The sequence below is a fragment of the Mycobacterium sp. NGS64 genome (assembly GCF_059812245.1).
Genome location: NZ_JCALCI010000001.1, coordinates 1,328,705 through 1,347,392, shown reverse-complemented (window position 1 = coordinate 1,347,392; position 18,688 = coordinate 1,328,705). Strand labels below are relative to the sequence as shown.

The following is an 18,688-nucleotide window of genomic DNA, read 5'->3' as shown; positions in this document are numbered from 1 at the left end:
ATTGCCACCCCTACCCGGGAGGAGGAAGGTAGTCATGGGGCCCCGGTGGCGCCACCGGGGCCCAGTCAAATCCAGGCCCCGACAAGGAGGCTCACCAATGTACGCACGCTCCACCACCATTCAGGCGCAACCCCTGTCGGTCGACATCGGCATTGCGCACATTCGCGATGTCGTCATGCCCGCCCTTCAGGAGATGGACGGGTATGTCGGAATGTCGCTGTTGGTCGACCGGCAGGACGGCACCTGCATCGCCACCAGCTCGTGGGACAGCTTGGAGAAGATGCGCGCCAGCGCCGAGCGGGTGGCGCCCATCCGTGACCGCGCCGCCATGATGTTCTCCGGCCAGGCGAGGGTCGAAGAATGGGACATATCTCTGATGCGCCGCGATCATCGGGCGCATCAGGGAGCGTGCGTGCGGGCCACCTGGCTCAAGGTGGTGCCGGACCATCTCGAGCGGTCCCTCAACTTCTACCGGATGTACGTGCTCCCGGAGTTGGAGACTCTCGACGGCTTCTGCAGCGCCAGCCTGATGGTCGACCACCCGGCGTGCCGGCGGGCGGTGGCGTGCTCGAGCTTCGACAGCGTCGAAGCGATGGCCCGAAACCGCGACCGGGCGAGCGAGCTGCGCAGCAGGCGGGCCCGCGACTTGGGCGCCGAGGTGCTCGACGTGGGCGAGTTCGAGCTGGCCATCGCGCATCTGCGAGTGCCGGAGCTGGTCTAGGGGCGGCGTGAGTGTGTAACTAGGGCTTTCTGTGTGCCTCCACGGCGGGCATCCGGCGAAATCTGCGCCCTAGATACCCACGCAAAGCCGTCAGCTCACACCCTGTGACCACTGCGACGGCTAGGGCAGCGCGTCCCCGGGGAATCCGCGGCACTCGTGCACCTGGTAGGTGAACACGCCCGCCGCGACCCCGGGGTCGTCGGCCATGATGGCGCGGGTGTCCTCGACGCTCGCGGCGAACACCCCGATGCCGCAGACATCGGACTCGTCGGTGACCGGCAACACCACCGCCAGCACGCCGTCGTCGCGCAGGCCGAAGTTGCGCCGGCCGTGCTCCCAGATGATCGGCGGCGACGACTCGTCGCCGAACCGGGGGCCGCGTTTGAGGATGACGACGCTGTAGGCCTTGGCGGTGGGCAGCAGCCGGCCCATCTCCTCGTCGGTGAAGGTCTTCATGCCCGTCCCCTCTTCCGGATGATCGCGCGCAGCCGGTCCAGTCGACCGGCCATCTCACGTTCGCCGCCGCGGCCGGTGGGCCGATAGTAGTCCACGTCCACCAGCTCGTCGGGCGGATATTGTTGGGGCACAACGCCATCCGGGGCGTCGTGCGAGTACTTGTAGCCCTGCGCGTTGCCCAGCGCCGCGGCGCCGGAGTAATGCCCGTCGCGCAGGTGCGGCGGCACCAGCCCGGCCTTGCCGGCCCGGATGTCGTCCATCGCCGCCGCCAGCGCGGTGGTGACCGCGTTGGACTTCGGCGCGGTGGCCAGATGGATGGTGGCGTGCGCCAGCGTCAGCTGGGCCTCCGGCATGCCGATCAGCGCCACGGTCTGGGCGGCGGCGACCGCGGTCTGCAGCGCCGTCGGGTCGGCCATCCCGATGTCCTCGCTGGCCAGGATCATCAGCCGGCGCGCCACGAACCGCGGGTCCTCCCCCGCGACCAGCATGCGGGCCAGGTAGTGCAGCGCGGCGTCGACGTCGGAGCCACGGACCGACTTGATGAAGGCGCTGACGACGTCGTAGTGCTGGTCGCCGTCGCGGTCGTAGCGCACGGCGGCCTTGTCCAGCGACTGCTCGATGGTCTCGACGGTCACGGTGTCAGTTGCCTCGGCCGCGACCTCGAGCGCCGTCAGGGCGCGGCGGGCATCGCCGGCGGCCAGCTGCACCAGAAGGTCGACGGCCTCGGGCTGCACTTCGACGCGGCCGCCCAGGCCGCGGGGGTCGTCGATCGCGCGGCGGACCAGCGTGCGGATGTCGTCGGACGTCAGCGGGCGCAGCTGCAGGATCAGCGACCGGGACAAGAGCGGCGCCACCACGGAGAACGAGGGGTTTTCCGTCGTCGCCGCCACCAGCAGCACCACCCGGTTCTCCACGGCGGACAGCAACGCGTCCTGCTGGGTCTTGGAGAACCGGTGCACCTCGTCGATGAACAGCACGGTCTGTTCGCCGGACAGGAGCGCGTGCCGCGCCTTGTCTATCACCGCCCGGACGTCCTTCACGCCCGCCGACAGCGCCGACAGCGCCTCGAACCGGCGGCCCGTCGACCCCGAGATCAGCGCGGCCAGTGTGGTCTTGCCGCTGCCCGGGGGGCCGTACAGGATGACGGACGCGACGCCCGAGCCCTCCACCAGGCGGCGCAGCGGCGACCCGGGTGCCAGCAGGTGGCCCTGGCCGACGACCTCGTCCAGCGACGCCGGGCGCATCCGCACCGCCAGCGGCGCACCCGCCGACACGCCGAAGCCCTGGTCGGCAGTCTGCGGTGCGCCGGGAAGGTCGAAGAGACCGTCGGACACGGTTTTAGGCATACCACGCCCGGGCGACGGGGTGCGCCGAGGAGGAAAGCGGCGAAAACAATCCGCGCGTCCTGGCGACTTATTTGCTAAGTTCCGGGTTGCCAGATTCCGTGCGCGTGGCCACAAGTTGAATCCAACAGCTAGGACGGACATGAGCCAGCCCCCCGAGTACCCCGGCACCCCGCAGAACCCTCCCGGTTACCCGCCACCGCCCGGCTACGGCGCACCCCCGCCACCACCGCCCGCAGGCCCGCCGCCCGGCTACGGCGCACCCCCGCCACCGCCGCCCGGCTACGGCGGCCCGCCGCCACCCCCGCCCGGCTACGGCGCACCGCCGCCCGGCTACGCGCCGCAGCCCGGTTACGGTGGCGTCCCCGGCGGTCCGCCGGCCTTCAGCATCGGCGAGGCCTTCAGCTGGGCCTGGGGCAAGTTCACCCAAAACGTCGCGCCGCTGGTCGTCTCCACGCTCATCTACGCGGTGCTGATGGGGATCGCCTACGCCGCGATCCTGTTCGGCGGCGGCATGGGCTCGACCACGACCACCACGAACGCCGACGGCTACACCACCGCCACCACGAGCATCGGGGCGGGCGGGATGATCATCATGATCGTCGGTTACATATTGATCTATGCGATAGGCATTTTCGCCCAGTCCGCGTTCTTTTCCGGATGCCTGGACATCGCGGACGGACGGACGGTGAGCATCGGTTCGTTCTTCAAGCCGCGCAACCTCGGCAACGTGATCCTCGCGGCGATCATCATCGGGATCCTGACCTCGATCGGCTCGATCCTGTGCGTCATCCCCGGCCTCGTCGTGGGCATCTTCGCGCAGTTCGCCATCCCGTTCATCATCGACCGCTCGCAGGGCGCCATCGACGGGTTGAAGTCCAGCTTCACCACCGTCCAGTCGAACTTCGTCAACGCCCTGCTGATCTGGCTGGTGTCGGCGGCGGCCATCCTCGTCGGCTTCTTGGCCTGCGGCCTGGGCATCCTCGTCGGCGCGCCCGTGGCCGCGCTGATCGGGATCTACGGCTACCGCAAGCTGTCCGGCGGCCAGGTCGTCCCGCTGGAGCAGCCGGGCGGTGGTTACCAGGCGGGCCCGCCACCGGGCACGCCGCCGCCGGGCCCCCAGTACGGGTAGGCCCGGGGCCCCGCTGATTGCGCTGCGCTGCGACCTTGTGGCGCTTGTGATGCAATCAGCGGGTGAGCATCAAAGTTGCGCTGGAGCACCGCACCAGCTACACCTTTGACCGGCTGGTCCGGGTTTATCCGCACGTGGTGCGGCTGCGCCCGGCCCCCCACTCCCGCACCGCCATCGAGGCCTACTCGCTGCGCGTCGAGCCGGGCGACCACTTCATCAACTGGCAGCAGGACGCGGTCGGCAATTTCCTTGCGCGACTGGTGTTTCCGAATCCCATGAGCCAGCTGACCATCACCGTGGGGCTCATCGCCGACCTCAAGGTGATCAACCCGTTCGACTTCTTCATCGAGGACTGGGCCGAGAAGTGGCCCTCGGGCGGCTGGACCTACCCCAAGGAGCTGGCCGACGACCTCAAGCCGTACCTGCGGCCCGTCGACGAGGACGCCGAGGGGTCGGGTCCGGGCGGGCTCGTGCAGGCGTGGGTCAGCAACTTCCGGGTGCCCGAGGGGACCCGCACCATCGACTTCTTGGTCGCGCTCAACCGCGCCATCAACGCCGACGTCGCCTACAGCCTGCGGATGGAACCCGGTGTGCAGACACCGGATTTCACGCTGCGCAACGGCGTGGGCTCGTGCCGGGACTCGGCGTGGCTGCTGGTGTCGATCCTGCGCCAGCTCGGGCTGGCCGCCCGGTTCGTGTCGGGCTACCTGGTGCAGCTGGCCTCCGACGTGGAGGCGCTCGACGGGCCGTCCGGGCCCGCGGCCGACTTCACCGACCTGCACGCGTGGACCGAGGTGTACATCCCCGGCGCGGGATGGATCGGGCTGGACCCGACGTCGGGGCTGTTCGCCGGCGAGGGCCACATCCCGCTGGCGGCGACGCCGCACCCCGCGAGCGCCGCGCCCATCACCGGCGGCACCGAGCCCTGCGAATCGGTCCTGGAGTTCTCTAACACCGTCACCCGCGTCCACGAAGATCCCCGCGTCACGCTCCCCTACACCGACCAGGCCTGGCGGACCATCTGCGACGTGGGGCGCGCCGTCGACGAGCGGCTGACCGCCGCCGACGTCCGGCTCACCGTCGGCGGCGAGCCGACGTTCGTCTCGGTGGACAACCAGGTCGACGAGGAGTGGACGACGGCCGCCGACGGCCCGCACAAGCGGCAGCGGGCGTCCGACCTTGCCGCGCGGCTGAAGTCGGTGTGGGCGCCGCAGGGGCTGATCCAGCGCGGGCAGGGCCGGTGGTATCCGGGAGAACCGTTGCCGCGCTGGCAGATTGCGCTCTATTGGCGCACCGACGGGCGGCCGCTGTGGGCCGACGACGCGCTGCTGGCAGATCCCTGGAGCGCCGCGCCGGCCCGCGTCGAGGAGGACGCGGCCCACGAGGTGCTCGCCGCGATCGCCGACGGCTTCGGCCTGCCGCCCTCGCAGGTGCGGCCGGCCTACGAGGATCCGCTGGCCCGGCTGGCCGCCAAGGTGCGCAAGCCGCACGGCGACCCGGTGCCGGCGGGCGACGACCTCGGCCCCGACGCCACCCCCGACACCGCCGAGAACCGCGCCGCGCTGCTGGCGCGCCTCGACGAATCCACCACGGCCCCAGCCGCTTTCGTGCTGCCGCTGCACCGCCGCGACGATGAGCTCGGCTGGGCCAGCGCGAACTGGCGGCTGCGCCGCGGCCGCATCGTGCTGCTGGAGGGCGACTCCCCGGCCGGCCTGCGGCTGCCGTTGGACTCGATCAACTGGCGCCCGCCCCGCGCCACCTTCGAGGCGGATCCCCTCGCCGTGGACGGCGCGCTGTCGACGGAGTCGACAGATGCGGTTGTGACGGTGCCCGACGGGGCGCCGCCGACCGCGATGGTCGCCGAGGTCCGCCGCGGGCAGCTTTACATCTTCGTGCCGCCCACCGAGGCGCTCGAGCACTTCGTCGACCTCGTCGCCCGGGTCGAGGCCGCGGCGGCCAAGGCCGACTGCCCGGTGGTGATCGAGGGCTACGGGCCGCCGCCGGACCCGCGGCTGAAGTCGGTGACCATCACGCCGGACCCCGGCGTGATCGAGGTCAACGTGCCGCCCACGGCCAGCTTCGCCGAACAGACGCAGCTGCTGGAGACGCTCTACGAGCAGGCCCGCCTGGCCCGGCTGTCCACCGAGTCCTTCGATGTCGACGGCACGCACGGCGGCACCGGCGGCGGCAACCACATCACGTTGGGCGGCGTCACGCCAGCGGACTCGCCGCTGCTGCGCCGCCCCGACCTGCTGGTCTCGCTGCTGACCTACTGGCAGCGGCACCCGTCGCTGTCCTACCTGTTCGCCGGGCGATTCGTGGGCACCACCTCGCAGGCGCCCCGGGTCGACGAGGGCCGCTCGGAGGCGCTGTACGAACTCGAGATCGCGTTCGCCGAGATCGCGCGCTTATGCGCGGGCGGCGCCGCCAAACCTTGGGTGACCGACCGCGCGCTGCGCCACCTGCTCACCGACATCACCGGCAACACGCACCGCGCCGAGTTCTGCATCGACAAGCTCTACAGCCCCGACGGCCCCCGCGGCCGGCTCGGCCTGCTGGAGCTGCGCGGCTTCGAGATGCCGCCGCACCTGCGCATGGCGATGGTGCAGTCGCTGCTGGTGCGATCGCTGGTGGCGTGGTTCTGGGACGAACCGCTGCGCGCCCCGCTGATCCGGCACGGCGCCAACCTGCACGGGCGATACCTGTTGCCGCACTTCCTGATTCACGACATCGCCGACGTCGCCGCCGACCTGCGCGCGCACGGCGTGCCCTTCGAGACCAGCTGGCTGGACCCGTTCACCGAGTTCCGCTTCCCGCGCATCGGCACCGCCGTCTTCGACGGCGTGGAGATCGAGCTGCGCGGCGCGATCGAACCGTGGAACACCCTGGGCGAGGAGGCCACCGCCACCGGCACGGCCCGCTACGTCGACTCCTCGATCGAACGCATCCAGATCCGCGTCATCGGCGCCGACCGGCACCGCTACGTGGTGACGGCCAACGGCTACCCGGTGCCGCTGCTGGCCACCGACAACCCCGACATCCACGTGGGCGGTGTGCGGTTCAAGGCGTGGCAGCCGCCCAGCGCGCTGCACCCGACCATCAGCACCGACGTGCCGCTGCAGTTCGAGCTGGTCGACCTCGCCACCGGGACGTCGCGCGGCGGCTGCACCTACCACGTCGCGCACCCCGGCGGGCGCGCCTACGACGAGCCCCCGATCAACGCCGTCGAGGCCGAGTCGCGCCGCGCCCGCCGCTTCGAGGCGACCGGCTTCACCGCGGGCAAGCTCGACCTGTCCGCGATCAAGGAGCGGCAGGCCAGGATTCTCACCGACATCGGCGCGCCGGGCATCCTCGACCTGCGGCGCGTGCGTACCGTGCAGCAGTAAATGTCGTCCCTCGAAGTCCCCCCCGCCCACTACGACGCCGACCGGCTGCTGGCCGGATACCGGACCGCGCGGGCCCAGGAAGCGCTCTTCGACCTGCGGCACGGCCCCCGGGTCGGCTACGACGAGTTCGTCGACCGCGACGGAAACGTGCGCCCGGCGTGGTCCGAGCTCGCCGACGCCGTCGCGGAGCGCGGCCGCGCCGGGCTGACCCGGCTGCGCTCGGTGGTGGACAACCTGATCGACAACGACGGAATCACCTACACCGAGGTCGATCCCGACCACGGCGGGGTGGAACCCCGGCCCTGGAACCTGGACACCCTGCCGATCGTGCTCTCCGCGGCCGACTGGGACGTGCTGGAGGCCGGCCTGGTGCAGCGCTCCCGCCTGCTCGATGCCGTGCTGGCCGACCTGTACGGGCCCCGCGCCCTGCTCACCGAGGGCATCCTGCCGCCGCAACTGGTGTTCGGCCACCCCGGTTACGTGCGACCCGCCAACGGCATCGAGGTGCCCGGGCACCACCAGCTGTTCATGCACGCCTGCGACGTCAGCCGGGTGCCCGACGGCAGCTTCCACGTCAACGCCGACTGGACGCAGGCGCCGTCGGGCGCGGGCTACGCGCTGGCCGACAGGCGCGTTGTGGCGCACTCGATTCCGGACCTCTACGAGCGGATCGCCCCGCGGGCGACGACGCCGTTCGCGCAGGCGCTGCGCCTCGCGCTCATCGACGCCGCCCCCGACGTCGCCCAGGACCCGGTGGTGGTGGTGCTATCCCCCGGCATCTACTCGGAGACCGCGTTCGACCAGGCGTACCTGGCCACCCTGCTGGGCTTTCCGCTGGTGGAGAGCGCGGACCTGGTGGTTCGCGACGGCAAGCTGTGGATGCGCTCGCTGGGCACGCTGAAACGCGTCGACGTGGTCCTGCGCCGGGTCGACGCGGAGTACACCGACCCGCTGGACCTGCGCGCCGATTCCCGCCTCGGTGTCGTCGGGCTGGTGGAGGCGCAGCACCGCGGGACGGTGACCGTGGTCAACACGCTGGGCAGCGGCATCCTGGAAAGCCCTGGGCTGCTTCGGTTTCTGCCGCAGCTGGCCGAGCGGCTAATCGACGAGGAGCCGCTGCTGGAGACGGCGCCGGTCTACTGGGGCGGCGTCGCCGGCGAACGCTCGCACCTGCTGGCCAACCTGTCGTCGCTGCTGATCAAGTCCGCCGTCGGCGGGAAAACCTATGTGGGGCCGACGCTTTCGTCCGCACAGCTGGCCAACCTGGCCGCTTGCATCGAACACATGCCGTGGCACTGGGTGGGCCAGGAGCTGCCGCAGTTCTCGTCGGCGCCCACCGACCACACCGGCGTGTTGTCGTCGGCCGGCGTGGGCATGCGGCTGTTCACCGTCGCGCAGCGCGGCGGCTACGCGCCGATGATCGGTGGCGCCGGCTACGTGCTGGCTACCGGGCCCTCGGCATTCACGCTGAAAACCGTTGCGGCAAAGGATGTCTGGGTGCGTCCCACCGAGCGGGCGCGGGCCGAGACGGTGACCCTGCCGTCGCCGCCGGAACCCGCGAAGACGGCCGCGGGCACCTGGGGGGTCAGCTCGCCGCGCGTGCTGTCCGACCTGTTCTGGATGGGGCGCTACGGCGAGCGCGCCGAGGAGATGGCCCGGTTGCTCATCGTGGCGCGCGACCGCTTCCACGTGTACCGGCACCAGCAGCACACCGAGGAAAGCGAGTGCGTGCCGGTGCTGATGGCCGCGCTGGGCCGGATCACCGGCAGCGACACCAGCGCGGGCTACGGCAGCACCGAGGATCACGCGGAGATGATCGCCGTCACCCCCTCGATGCTGTGGTCGCTGACCCTGGACCCGAACCAGCCCGGGTCGCTGGTGGGCTCGGTGGACGGGCTGGGGCTGGCCGCCCGGGCGGTGCGCGACCAGTTGTCCAACGACACGTGGACCGTGCTGGCCGGGGTGGAGCGGGCGCTGGCGCTTCGCTCCGAGCCGCCGGACTCCCTCGCCGAGGCCGACGCGCTGCTCGCGTCGGCACAGGCACACACCCTGGCCGGGATGCTGACGCTGGCCGGGGTGGCGAGCGAGTCGATGGTGCGCGACGTGGGCTGGACGCTGATGGACATCGGCAAGCGCATCGAACGCGGCCTGTGGCTGACCGCCCTGTTGCGGGCCACGCTGGCCACCGTCCGGTGCGCGGCCGCCGAGCAGACGATCATCGAGGCGACGCTGGTCGCGTGCGAATCCTCGGTCATCTACCGGCGCCGCACCGTCGGCAACGTCAGCGTCGCCGCGGTGGCCGAGTTGATGCTGTTCGACGCCACCAACCCGCGGTCGCTGCTGTACCAACTGGAGCGGCTGCGGACCAACCTCAAGGACCTGCCCAGCTCGTCGGGGTCGTCGCGCCCCGAGCGGTTGGTTGACGAGATCAGCACCATGCTGCGCCGCTCGCACCCCGAGGAGCTGGAGGAGATCACCGACGGGAGCCGCGTGCAGCTGGCCGAACTGCTCGACGCGATCCATGCCGAATTGCGCAACCTGGCCGACGTCATCACCGAGACGCAACTGCGGTTGCCGGGCGGGTTCCAGCCGCTGTGGGGCCCCGACGAACGACGGGTGATGCCGGCCTAGCTAGCTAGCCCGCCACCGCCGCGGGCCCCCGCGACTCCGAACTCACCTCGTCGATCGCGTCGTGGATGAACTGCATCTTGTCCAACACGGCGACCGGCAACACGAACGGGTACAGGTCGTCGTGGCCCATCGAGCGGTTCACCATGTTCAGCGACCACGACAGCGGCAGCCACATCTCGATGATGTTGGGAAAGGCGCTGGGCCCCAGGTTCGGCCGGTCGAAGGTGGCCGATGCGGGCGCCAGCCCGCACCATGCCGACGTGTCCAACGTGTCCCGGATGTGCAGGTAGTGGGCGAACGTCTCGGCCCAGTCCTCGGCGGGGTGCATGGTCGCGTACGACGAGACGAAGCTCTCCTGCCAGCCCTCCGGCGCGCCGTCGCGGTAGTGCCGGTCCAGCGCCTCCTGGTAATCCGCGTCGGGATCGCCGAACAGCTCGTTGAACCGCGCCAGGTTGTCTTGCGACGGGGAGATCAGCCGGTAGAAGTAGTAGTGCCCGACCTCGTGGCGGAAGTGCCCGAGCAAAGTCCGGTACGGCTCGTCCATCTCGACGCGCAGCTGCTCGCGATGCACGTCGTCGCCCTCGGCCAGATCCAGTGTGATGACGCCGTTTTCGTGGCCGGTGAACACCTTCTCCTGCGCGCTCGACAGCAGGCGAAAGCCCAGCCCGTAGTCGGGGTCGCGGTCGCGTCCGATGATCGGCAGCTTGAGCTCGTGCAGCTCGGCGATCAGCCGCCGCTTGGCCGCCTCGGCGCGGGCGAAGGCGGCCAGCCCCTCGGTGTCGGCGTCATTGGGCCGCTCCAGCGTGAGCGCGCACGACGTGCACAACCCGCCGGCGTCGTTGCGTGGAACCAGCCAATTGCACTGCGCGAGATGGAGATTCGCGCACAGCTGGTAGTCGTCGGCATCGACGGCGCCGGCGTGCTCGCTGTCGTCGCCCTTTGCGATCACCAGCAGGGCCATCTGCTCGAGGGAGAACCCGAGCGCGCTGCCGCACGACAGGCATTCGGAGTTCTCGAACGCCAGGCGCTGGCCGCAGTTGGGGCAGTGAAAATCACGCATTGAACGCGTCACCTCCAAACGGCACGACGTCGACGGCGACGTCGATCACGCTGTGCTCGGAGTTGGTGTAGATGATGCCGCGCAGCGGCGGCACGTCGGCGTAGTCGCGCCCGCGACCCACGATGATGTAGCGCTCGTCCACCAGCTGGTCGTTGGTGGGATCCAGGCCCAGCCACTCGAACCGGCCGGGCTCCTGCGGGGTCCATACCCCCGCCCAGGCGTGGGTCGCGTCGATGCCGATCATCCGATCCTTCCCCGGTGGCGGGTCGGTGGCCAGATAACCGGACACGTAGCTGGCCGCCAGACCATTGGCTCGCAGGCAGGCGATCGCCAGCCTCGCAAAGTCCTGACATACCCCTTCGCGGGCCTGCAGAACCTCGTTGACCCCGGTGGAAATCGTTGTCGACCCCGAGCGGTAGGTGAAGTCGGTGAAGATCCGCGACGCCAGGTCGCGCATCACCTCGACCAGCGGGCGCCCCTGCTCGAAGCTGGGGGCGGCGTACTCGCGGACCGCGTCGGTGATCTCCGGCGGGTTCAGGTCCAGGGTGAACTCGGTGGCGAGCGCTCCCCGGCGCCCGGCCGGCCGGGCGGCCTCCCACGGTTGCACCGCCGGCCCGCTGGTGTAGCGCTCCGGGGGCGGCGGATACACGTCGACGATGGAGTCGCCGGTGATCGTCAGGGACTGGTGCGGCTCGGTGACGTGGAAGTAGGAACTGATGTTGCCGTAGCTATCACTGCTGGTGGAGCTGTCGGCGGGAACCGGGTCGATGGTCAGCCGGTGCGCCACGCACCGCTGTCGCGCGGAGTCCCGCGGCGTGAGGAAGGCGCGGCCATAAGAGCTGGTCACCACGTCGGAGTAGCGGTACTGGGTGCGGTGGGTGACCCGGTGCCGGCGGGCCTGATTTCCCTCCAAGGCTTCTGACACAACGCTGATCCCATCACACCCCGTTTGCCGATCGCGAGCCAAGCGCACCATTTCGGGAGCACAATCGAAGACGTGGCCACGTGGAACGACGTCGCCCGCATCGTTGGTGAACTGGCACTCACCTCCGAGCCGTCACCGCACGAGTGGCGGGTCGGCAAGAAGTTGCTGGCATGGGAGCGGCCACTGCGCCCGTCGGATCGCGAGGCGCTGGCCAACAGCGGCGTAGAACCCCCGGAGGGCGACATCCTCGGTGTCCGGGTTTCCGACGAGGGCGTGAAGTTCGCGTTGATCGCCGACGAACCCAGGGTCTACTTCACCACCCCGCACTTCGACGGCTACCCGGCGGTGCTGCTGCGGCTGGACGAGATCGCGCCGCGCGACCTGGCCGAGGTGATCACCGAGGCGTGGCTGACGCAGGCGCCGAAGAAGCTGGTGCAGGAGTTCCTGGCCGACTCGCTATGAGCGCAGGTCGATGACCCGCTGCAGGTCGTCGACGCAGGCCTGGACGGCGTCGGCGAGCACCACCTCGGCTCTCTCCCGGGCACCCGAGTGCAGCTGCGACGCGTGATGGCGCGCGGCCGCGGTGTACGCGCACGCCCCGGCCGGGTCGGAGTCGGCCAGCGCGGTCGCGGCCGCCAACACCACCAGCACGCGGTGCACCGGCTCCGGGGGCGCTGCGCGGCACCCATCAGCTCCCGGGGCGACGGCGCGGGCGAGTTCCAGCACCGAGCCGGCGAGCAGGGCCACGTGCACGGCCTGGTGATCGGCCGCCCGCACGGCATCGCGCAGGCCCCAGCGCCGCGGCGCGACGCGCACCACCTGACGGGCGGTGGTGCGCGCCTCGATCAGTCCGCCGAGTTGCGCGTGCACCCGGTCGACGGCCGACAGCGGCCAGTCGGGCGGGGCCTCCCTCCGCCCGGCGGCGAAGTCCGCGGCTCGGGTCAGGACGCCCTGCAGCGTGCTGAACACGCCGACGCGCGCGCTGCGCAGCACCTCCAAGGGGTCGGCCGGGAACAGCAGGACCGCGACCACGATGGCCACGCAACCACCGATCAGCGAGTCGAAGATGCGCTCCCAACCCACTCCGCTGTGGTACAGCGCCAGCACCAGGATCGCCGACACCGCGGTCTGGTTGGCGAACATCATTCCCTGCCCGATGCGGCCGTGGCCGATGAACACCGCCGCGGACAGCGCGAGGAATGCGGCGACCCCGATGGCGACGGCGCCCGGCCCGAGCAGCCCCTGCACCGCGATGCCCACGCCGATCCCGAGGGTCACGCCGACCATCATCTGGATGGCGCGCTGCGCCCGTAGCACGTTGCTGATCGACAGGGATACCGCGGCGGCGATCGGCGCGAAGAACGGCTGCGGGTGACCCAGCAGGTCGTGCGCGATGTACCAGGAGAAGCCCGCGGCGACCGCCGTCTGCACGAGGTTGAACCACAGCGCACGCAACCGCTTGAGGCCCGCGCGCGCCGCTCGCTTCATGGCTCCCGAGCTAGGCCGGCTGCAACTCGAACAGCGGAATGACCCTGCTGGTCTTGGACTGGTAGTCGGCGAAGCCGGGCGCCGCGGCCGCGACCTTTTCGAACAGCGCGTCGCGCTCGGCCTTGGGCAGCTCGCGGGCGGTGACGTCGAACCCGTCAGTGCCGATCTCGACGTGCGCCGCCGGGTTGGCCCGCAGGTTGTGCACCCAGGCGGGGTCCTTGGGCGCGCCGGCGAACGACCCGATGATGATCAGCTTGCCGTCGATGCGGAAGTAGGCCAACGGCGATACCCGGGGCTGGCCGGACTTGGCGCCGGTCGTCGTCAGCAACAGCAGGTTGGCGCCCTCGAACTGGCCGCCGACCTTGCCCTCGTTGGCCCGGAATTCGTCGATGATGCTGGTGTTGAACGCGTTGATGGTCGCGGTGTCAGGCATTTCGCTCATGCCCGGTCAACCTTCTCCGGCTTGACGTCTATTCCGGACTCCTTGCGCTGCTGCGCCGTGATGGGCGCCGGCGCATCGGTCAGCGGGTCGACGCCGCCGCCGGTCTTGGGGAACGCGATCACCTCGCGGATCGAGTCGACCCCGGACAGCAGCGCGTTGATCCGGTCCCAGCCGAACGCGATGCCGCCGTGCGGCGGCGCGCCAAACATGAACGCCTCCAACAGGAATCCGAACTTCTCCTCGGCCTCGGCCTTGTCCAGGCCCATCACGGCGAACACCCGCTCCTGGATGTCGCGGCGGTGGATACGGATCGAGCCGCCGCCGATCTCGTTGCCGTTGCAGACGATGTCGTACGCGTCGGCCAGCACGCTGCCCGGGTCCGTATCGACCACGTCCTCGTATTCGGGCTTGGGCGAGGTGAATGCGTGGTGCACCGCGGTCCACGCCCCCGAGCCGACCGCCACGTCCCCGGCGGCGGTGGCGTCCTCGGCGGGCTCGAACAGCGGCGGGTCGACCACCCACACGAACGCCCACGCGTCGGGGTCGATGAGGCCCAGCCGCTTGGCGATCTCGCCGCGGGCCGCGCCCAGCAGCGCCCGCGACGACTTCGCCGGGCCGGCCGAGAAGAAGATGCAGTCCCCCGGCTTGGCCCCGACGTGGCCGGCCAGGCCGGCGCGTTCGGCGTCGGACAGGTTCTTGGCCACCGGGCCGCCGAGCTCCCCGTCGTCGCCGACGAGCACGTAGGCCAGCCCGCGGTGCCCGCGCTGCTTGGCCCACTCCTGCCAGCCGTCCAGGGTGCGCCGCGGCTGGGAGGCCCCGCCGGGCATCACGACCGCGCCGACGTAGGGCGCCTGGAAGACGCGAAATGTGGTGTCGGAGAAGAACTCCGCGCACTCGACGAGCTCCAGCCCGAACCGCATGTCGGGCTTGTCCGAGCCGAACCGCCGCATGGCGTCGGCGTAGCTGATCCGCGGGATCGGCGTGGGGACCTGGTAGCCGATCAACGCCCACAGCGCCGCCAGGATCTCCTCGGAGACCGCGATGATGTCCTCGGCGTCGACGAAGCTCATCTCCATGTCGAGCTGGGTGAACTCGGGCTGGCGGTCGGCGCGGAAATCCTCGTCGCGGTAGCAGCGGGCGATCTGGTAGTAGCGCTCCATGCCGGCCACCATCAGCAGCTGCTTGAACAGCTGCGGGCTCTGCGGCAGCGCGTAGAACGAGCCCGGGTGCAGGCGCGCCGGCACCAGAAAGTCGCGCGCCCCCTCCGGCGTCGACCGGGTGATCGTGGGGGTCTCGATCTCGACGAAGTCGTGCCGCGCCAGCACGTCGCGCGCGGCCGCATTGACCTTGGAGCGCAGCCGCATCGCCGCGGCCGGGCCGTCGCGCCGCAGGTCGAGATAGCGGTACTTCAGCCGCAGCTCCTCGCCGGCGGGCTCGTCGAGCTGGAACGGCAGCGGCGCGCTCTCGCCCAGCACGGTCAGCGAGCTAGCGTTCACCTCGACCTCGCCCGTCGCGATCTCCGGGTTGGCGTTGCCCTCCGGGCGGATCTCGACGACCCCGGTCACCGCGACACAGAACTCGGCGCGCAAGTGGTGCGCCTGGGCCAGCACGTCTGGGGCGCGGAACACCACCTGCGCGACACCCGACGCGTCCCGCAGGTCGATGAAGATGACGCCGCCGTGATCGCGGCGCCGGGCCACCCAGCCGGCCAATGTCACCTGCTGGCCCGCGTCGCTACTCCTCAGCGCACCGGCGGCATGGCTGCGCAGCACGAATTACTCCCCTTTTGCCCGATTTGAACGAGTGCCCAGTCTAGAGTGCATGAGCGACGTCGCCGCGGACGGATCAGGAGTGCACATGACCACTTATGCGTTCGACCCGGAAATCGCCGCCGTCGTTCCACTCCTGCCCGATCTCCCGGGCGACGATCCGCTGGCCATCCGGGCGGCGCTGTCGGAGATGATCGCCCGGTTCCCGCCGCCCGACACCACCGGCGTCCAGATCGAGGACCGCCAAATCCCGGGCCGCGACGGCGATCCCGCGGTGCCGATCCGCATCTACCGGCCCGACCGGCGCAGCGCTCCGGCCGCGATCTACCACGTGCACGGGGGCGGGTTCATCGCCGGCGATCTGGACACCGAACACGCCTCCAACGTCACCCTGGCGCGCGAACTTGGTGTGGTCGTGGTGTCGGTCGACTACCGGCTCGCCCCGGAAACCCCGTTCCCCGGCGGGCTGGAAGACGTCTACGCCGGGCTGGTCTGGACGGCGGCGCACGCCGACGAATTGGGCGTCGACCCGCAGCGCATCGCCATTCAGGGCACCAGCGCCGGGGGCGGGCTGGGCGCCGCGCTGGCGCTGTTGGCACGCGACCGCGGCGGCCCGCACATCGCCTTCCAGTTCCTTTCCGTGCCCGAACTCGACGACCGGCTGGCCACCGCCAGCATGATCGCGTTCACCGACACGCCTTTTTGGAGTCGCCCCCGGGCGATCGTCAGCTGGGACTGCTACCTGGGACCCGGCCGGGCGGGGGGCGACGACGTGTCGATCTATGCCGCGCCCGCTCGCGCGACCGACCTGGCCGGCCTGCCGCCCGCATACGTATCGGTCATGCACTTCGACCCGCTGCGCGACGAGGGCGTCGCCTACGCCCTGGGCATGCTCGCCGCGGGCGTGAGCGTCGAATTGCACTTGTTCCCCGGCACTTTCCACGGCTCGATGCTGATCCAAGACGCGGCGATCTCGAAGCGCGAGCAGGCCGAAACCGTAGCGGTGCTGCGCCACGCGCTCGCGCTCTAGTAATTTCGGAGCTATCGCCACCCACATCGCACTCGTCGGTCCCGGCGCCGTCGGCACGACGGTCGCCGCCCTGCTGTACAAGGCCGGGCATTCCGTCCTGGTGTGCGGCCGCACGCCCCGGGACGCCATCGAGCTGCGGCCCGACGGCGGCGAACCGATCGTGGTGCCCGGCCCGGTGTGCACCGATCCCGACACGGTCGACGGCCCCGTCGACGTGGTGATCCTGGCGGTCAAGGCCACCCAGAACGACGAGGCCGCCGGCTGGCTTGGCCGGCTGTGCGACGAACACACGATCGTCTTGGTCCTGCAGAACGGTGTCGAGCAGGTCGAACAGGTGCAGCCGCACTGCCCGTCGTCGCCGGTGGTGCCGGGGATCGTCTGGTACGGCGCCGAGACCCAGCCCGAGGGATGGGTCCGGTTGCGCACCGACCCGCGGCTGGTGCTGCCGTCGGGCCCCTCGGCGGAGACGGTGGCCGAGCTGCTGCGCGGCGCCGGCGCCCAGGTCGACTGCGACCCCGACTTCATCACCGCGGCCTGGCGCAAGCTGCTGGTCAACGCGCTGGCCGGGTTGATGGTGCTGACCGGGCGGCGATCCGGGATGTTCCACCGCGACGACGTGGCCGCGCTGTCGTGCCGCTACGTGGCCGAATGCCTGGCCGTCGCGCGCGCCGAGGGCGCCCGGCTGCGCGACGACGTGGTCGACGAGCTGGTCGACCTATTCCGCAAGGGCCCCAAGGACATGGGCACCTCGATGCTGTTCGACCGGGAGAACCACCGGCGCCTCGAGTGGGACATCCGCAACGGCGTGATCATCCGCAAGGCCCGCGGCCACAACCTGGCGACACCGATCAGCGACATCCTGGTGCCGCTGCTGGCAGCGGCGAGCGACGGGCCGGGCTAGATTCAAGCCATGTTCCCTTGCGAGCGTGTCGACCTGGGCTTCGTAGAAACCGCGCCGTTTCGGTTCCGCAACAGCGTCGACCTCGCCGTCACGCCCGAGCAGCTGTTCGAAGTGCTCGGCGACGCCGAGTCCTGGCCGCGCTGGGCGCCGGTGATCACCAAGGTGACCTGGACCAGTCCCGAGCCCCGCGGCGTCGGCACCACCCGCGTCGTCGAGATGCGCGGCGGGATCGTCGGCAACGAGGAGTTTCTGGCGTGGGAGCCCTTCACGCACATGGCATTCCGCTTCAACGAATGCTCGTCGAAGGCCGTCGCGGCGTTCGCCGAGGACTACCGGGTCGAGGTCATCCCCGGTGGCTGCCGGCTGACGTGGACCATGGCGCAAAAACCGGCCGGCCCGTCGCGGTTGGCCATGCCGTTGGTCGGACCGCTGCTCAACCTGGGGCTCCGCCGGTTCCTGCGCAACCTGCGCAGCTACACCGACGCCCGGTTCCCCGTTACCCGGCAACCTTAGGAGCGTACGATGACCTTCAACGAGGGCATGCAGATCGACACCAGCACCGCGTCGTCGTCCGGCGGGGGCGGGATGGGGATGGCCGTCGGCGGCGGCGGGCTCGGCCTGCTGATCCTGCTCGGGGCGCTGTTTTTCGGCATCGACCCGGGCCGCATCATGCCCCAGCAGCAGACCAACACCGGCGGCTATTCGGCGCCCGGTTTCGACCTGAGCCAGTGCAAGACCGGCGCCGACGCCAACAAGTACGTGCAGTGCCGCGTGGTCGCCACCGGCAACTCCGTGGACGCGGTTTGGCATCAGCTGATGCGCAACTACACCCGCCCGCACGTGCGCCTGTTCACCGGGTCCGTGGACACCGGATGCGGCCCGGCCACCACCGCGGTCGGGCCGTTCTACTGCCCGGTGGACCAGACGGCGTACTTCGACACCGACTTCTTCCAGGAACTGGTCGACAAATTCGGTTCCAGCGGTGGGCCGTTCGCGCAGGAGTACGTCGTCGCACACGAATACGGCCACCACGTGCAGCAGCTGCAGGGTGTGCTGGGCCGCTCCCAGCAGGGCGCGCAGGGCGCCGGCGGCAACGGGGTGCGCACCGAGCTGCAGGCCGACTGCTACGCCGGCATCTGGGCCCACTACGCGTCGACGGTCAAGCAGGAGAGCACCGGCGTGCCGTACCTGGAGCCGTTGAGCGACAAGGATATTCAGGACGCGCTCTCGGCTGCGGCGTCGGTGGGCGACGACCGCATCCAAAAGCAGGCCACCGGACGCGTCAACCCCGAGTCGTGGACGCACGGGTCGTCGGCGGAACGGCAGAAGTGGTTCACCATCGGCTACCAGACCGGTGACCCCAACCAGTGCAACACCTTCGCCGCGACCAATCTGGGTTAAGCG

The 18,688-nt window shown here is 70.5% G+C and carries 16 protein-coding genes; 9 read left to right on the top strand and 7 right to left on the bottom strand.

All coding sequences use genetic code 11. From position 1 onward, the window contains the following. The first annotated feature begins 97 nt into the window (after nt 1–97). Nucleotides 98–721: a hypothetical protein gene (locus AC5Y4S_RS06780; RefSeq protein ID WP_500031277.1), complete on the top strand. Its 624-nt coding sequence runs from the start codon at nt 98–100 to the stop codon at nt 719–721. 120 nt (nt 722–841) lie between these two features. On the opposite strand, the gene AC5Y4S_RS06775 is transcribed toward AC5Y4S_RS06780, so the two are convergent. Further along, nucleotides 842–1,177 (bottom strand): YciI family protein, encoded by a 336-nt coding sequence (locus tag AC5Y4S_RS06775; protein WP_500031275.1) that lies wholly within the window; start codon nt 1,175–1,177, stop codon nt 842–844. Then, entirely contained in the window at nt 1,174–2,523 is a 1,350-nt protein-coding gene (locus AC5Y4S_RS06770) for a replication-associated recombination protein A (protein ID WP_500031273.1), read from the bottom strand. Before AC5Y4S_RS06770 ends, AC5Y4S_RS06775 begins: the two co-directional genes overlap by 4 nt. A gap of 139 nt (nt 2,524–2,662) precedes the next feature. Between AC5Y4S_RS06770 and AC5Y4S_RS06765 the strand changes: the two genes are divergently transcribed. From AC5Y4S_RS06765 to AC5Y4S_RS06755, 3 genes are all read left to right on the top strand, one after another. After that, a complete protein-coding gene (locus tag AC5Y4S_RS06765) occupies nt 2,663–3,652 on the top strand; it encodes a hypothetical protein (protein ID WP_500031271.1) in 990 nt (329 codons plus the stop codon). 62 nt (nt 3,653–3,714) lie between these two features. Continuing rightward, the gene (locus AC5Y4S_RS06760; RefSeq protein WP_500031268.1) at nt 3,715–7,038 is read left to right on the top strand and encodes a transglutaminase family protein; all 3,324 of its coding nucleotides are present in this window, start codon (nt 3,715–3,717) and stop codon (nt 7,036–7,038) included. Beyond that, a complete protein-coding gene (locus AC5Y4S_RS06755; RefSeq protein ID WP_500031266.1) occupies nt 7,039–9,669 on the top strand; it encodes a circularly permuted type 2 ATP-grasp protein in 2,631 nt (876 codons plus the stop codon). It abuts the gene before it with no gap. A 4-nt stretch (nt 9,670–9,673) separates the two neighbouring features. On the opposite strand, the gene AC5Y4S_RS06750 is transcribed toward AC5Y4S_RS06755, so the two are convergent. Together AC5Y4S_RS06750 and AC5Y4S_RS06745 are read right to left on the bottom strand one after the other, a co-directional pair. Continuing rightward, the gene (locus tag AC5Y4S_RS06750) at nt 9,674–10,729 is read right to left on the bottom strand and encodes a zinc-binding metallopeptidase family protein (protein WP_500031265.1); all 1,056 of its coding nucleotides are present in this window, start codon (nt 10,727–10,729) and stop codon (nt 9,674–9,676) included. After that, nucleotides 10,722–11,705, bottom strand: coding sequence for a transglutaminase family protein (locus tag AC5Y4S_RS06745; protein WP_500031261.1), 984 nt, complete (start codon nt 11,703–11,705; stop codon nt 10,722–10,724). Before AC5Y4S_RS06745 ends, AC5Y4S_RS06750 begins: the two co-directional genes overlap by 8 nt. Nucleotides 11,706–11,726: 21 nt before the next feature. Between AC5Y4S_RS06745 and AC5Y4S_RS06740 the strand changes: the two genes are divergently transcribed. Continuing rightward, nucleotides 11,727–12,116, top strand: a complete 390-nt coding sequence (locus AC5Y4S_RS06740) for an MmcQ/YjbR family DNA-binding protein (protein WP_500031258.1) — start codon at nt 11,727–11,729, stop codon at nt 12,114–12,116. Here AC5Y4S_RS06740 and AC5Y4S_RS06735 read toward each other — a convergent pair. From AC5Y4S_RS06735 to aspS, 3 genes are read right to left on the bottom strand one after another with little or no spacing between them, the layout of a single operon-like run. Then, on the bottom strand, nt 12,111–13,142 hold the full coding sequence (locus tag AC5Y4S_RS06735; RefSeq protein ID WP_500031256.1) for an FUSC family protein: 1,032 nt from the start codon (nt 13,140–13,142) through the stop codon (nt 12,111–12,113). The two genes, AC5Y4S_RS06740 and AC5Y4S_RS06735, sit on opposite strands and share 6 nt — an antisense overlap. Before the next feature lie 10 nt (nt 13,143–13,152). Continuing rightward, nucleotides 13,153–13,584 (bottom strand): nitroreductase family deazaflavin-dependent oxidoreductase, encoded by a 432-nt coding sequence (locus AC5Y4S_RS06730; protein WP_500031254.1) that lies wholly within the window; start codon nt 13,582–13,584, stop codon nt 13,153–13,155. Beyond that, a complete protein-coding gene (gene aspS / locus AC5Y4S_RS06725) occupies nt 13,581–15,356 on the bottom strand; it encodes an aspartate--tRNA ligase (RefSeq protein ID WP_500031252.1) in 1,776 nt (591 codons plus the stop codon). Before aspS ends, AC5Y4S_RS06730 begins: the two co-directional genes overlap by 4 nt. Nucleotides 15,357–15,405: 49 nt before the next feature. Between aspS and AC5Y4S_RS06720 the strand changes: the two genes are divergently transcribed. The 4 genes from AC5Y4S_RS06720 to ypfJ are packed head-to-tail and all read left to right on the top strand — an operon-like array spanning nt 15,406 to nt 18,685. Further along, entirely contained in the window at nt 15,406–16,383 is a 978-nt protein-coding gene (locus tag AC5Y4S_RS06720; RefSeq protein ID WP_500031250.1) for an alpha/beta hydrolase, read from the top strand. Between the two features lie 13 nt (nt 16,384–16,396). Beyond that, on the top strand, nt 16,397–17,284 hold the full coding sequence (locus AC5Y4S_RS06715) for an oxidoreductase (protein WP_500032185.1): 888 nt from the start codon (nt 16,397–16,399) through the stop codon (nt 17,282–17,284). A gap of 9 nt (nt 17,285–17,293) precedes the next feature. Beyond that, nucleotides 17,294–17,797 carry an SRPBCC family protein gene (locus AC5Y4S_RS06710; RefSeq protein ID WP_068189266.1) on the top strand — a complete coding sequence of 168 codons (504 nt, stop codon included), beginning with the start codon at nt 17,294–17,296 and terminating at the stop codon, nt 17,795–17,797. A 9-nt stretch (nt 17,798–17,806) separates the two neighbouring features. Beyond that, nucleotides 17,807–18,685 carry a KPN_02809 family neutral zinc metallopeptidase gene (gene ypfJ / locus AC5Y4S_RS06705; protein ID WP_500031247.1) on the top strand — a complete coding sequence of 293 codons (879 nt, stop codon included), beginning with the start codon at nt 17,807–17,809 and terminating at the stop codon, nt 18,683–18,685. The last annotated feature ends 3 nt before the right edge of the window (nt 18,686–18,688 follow it).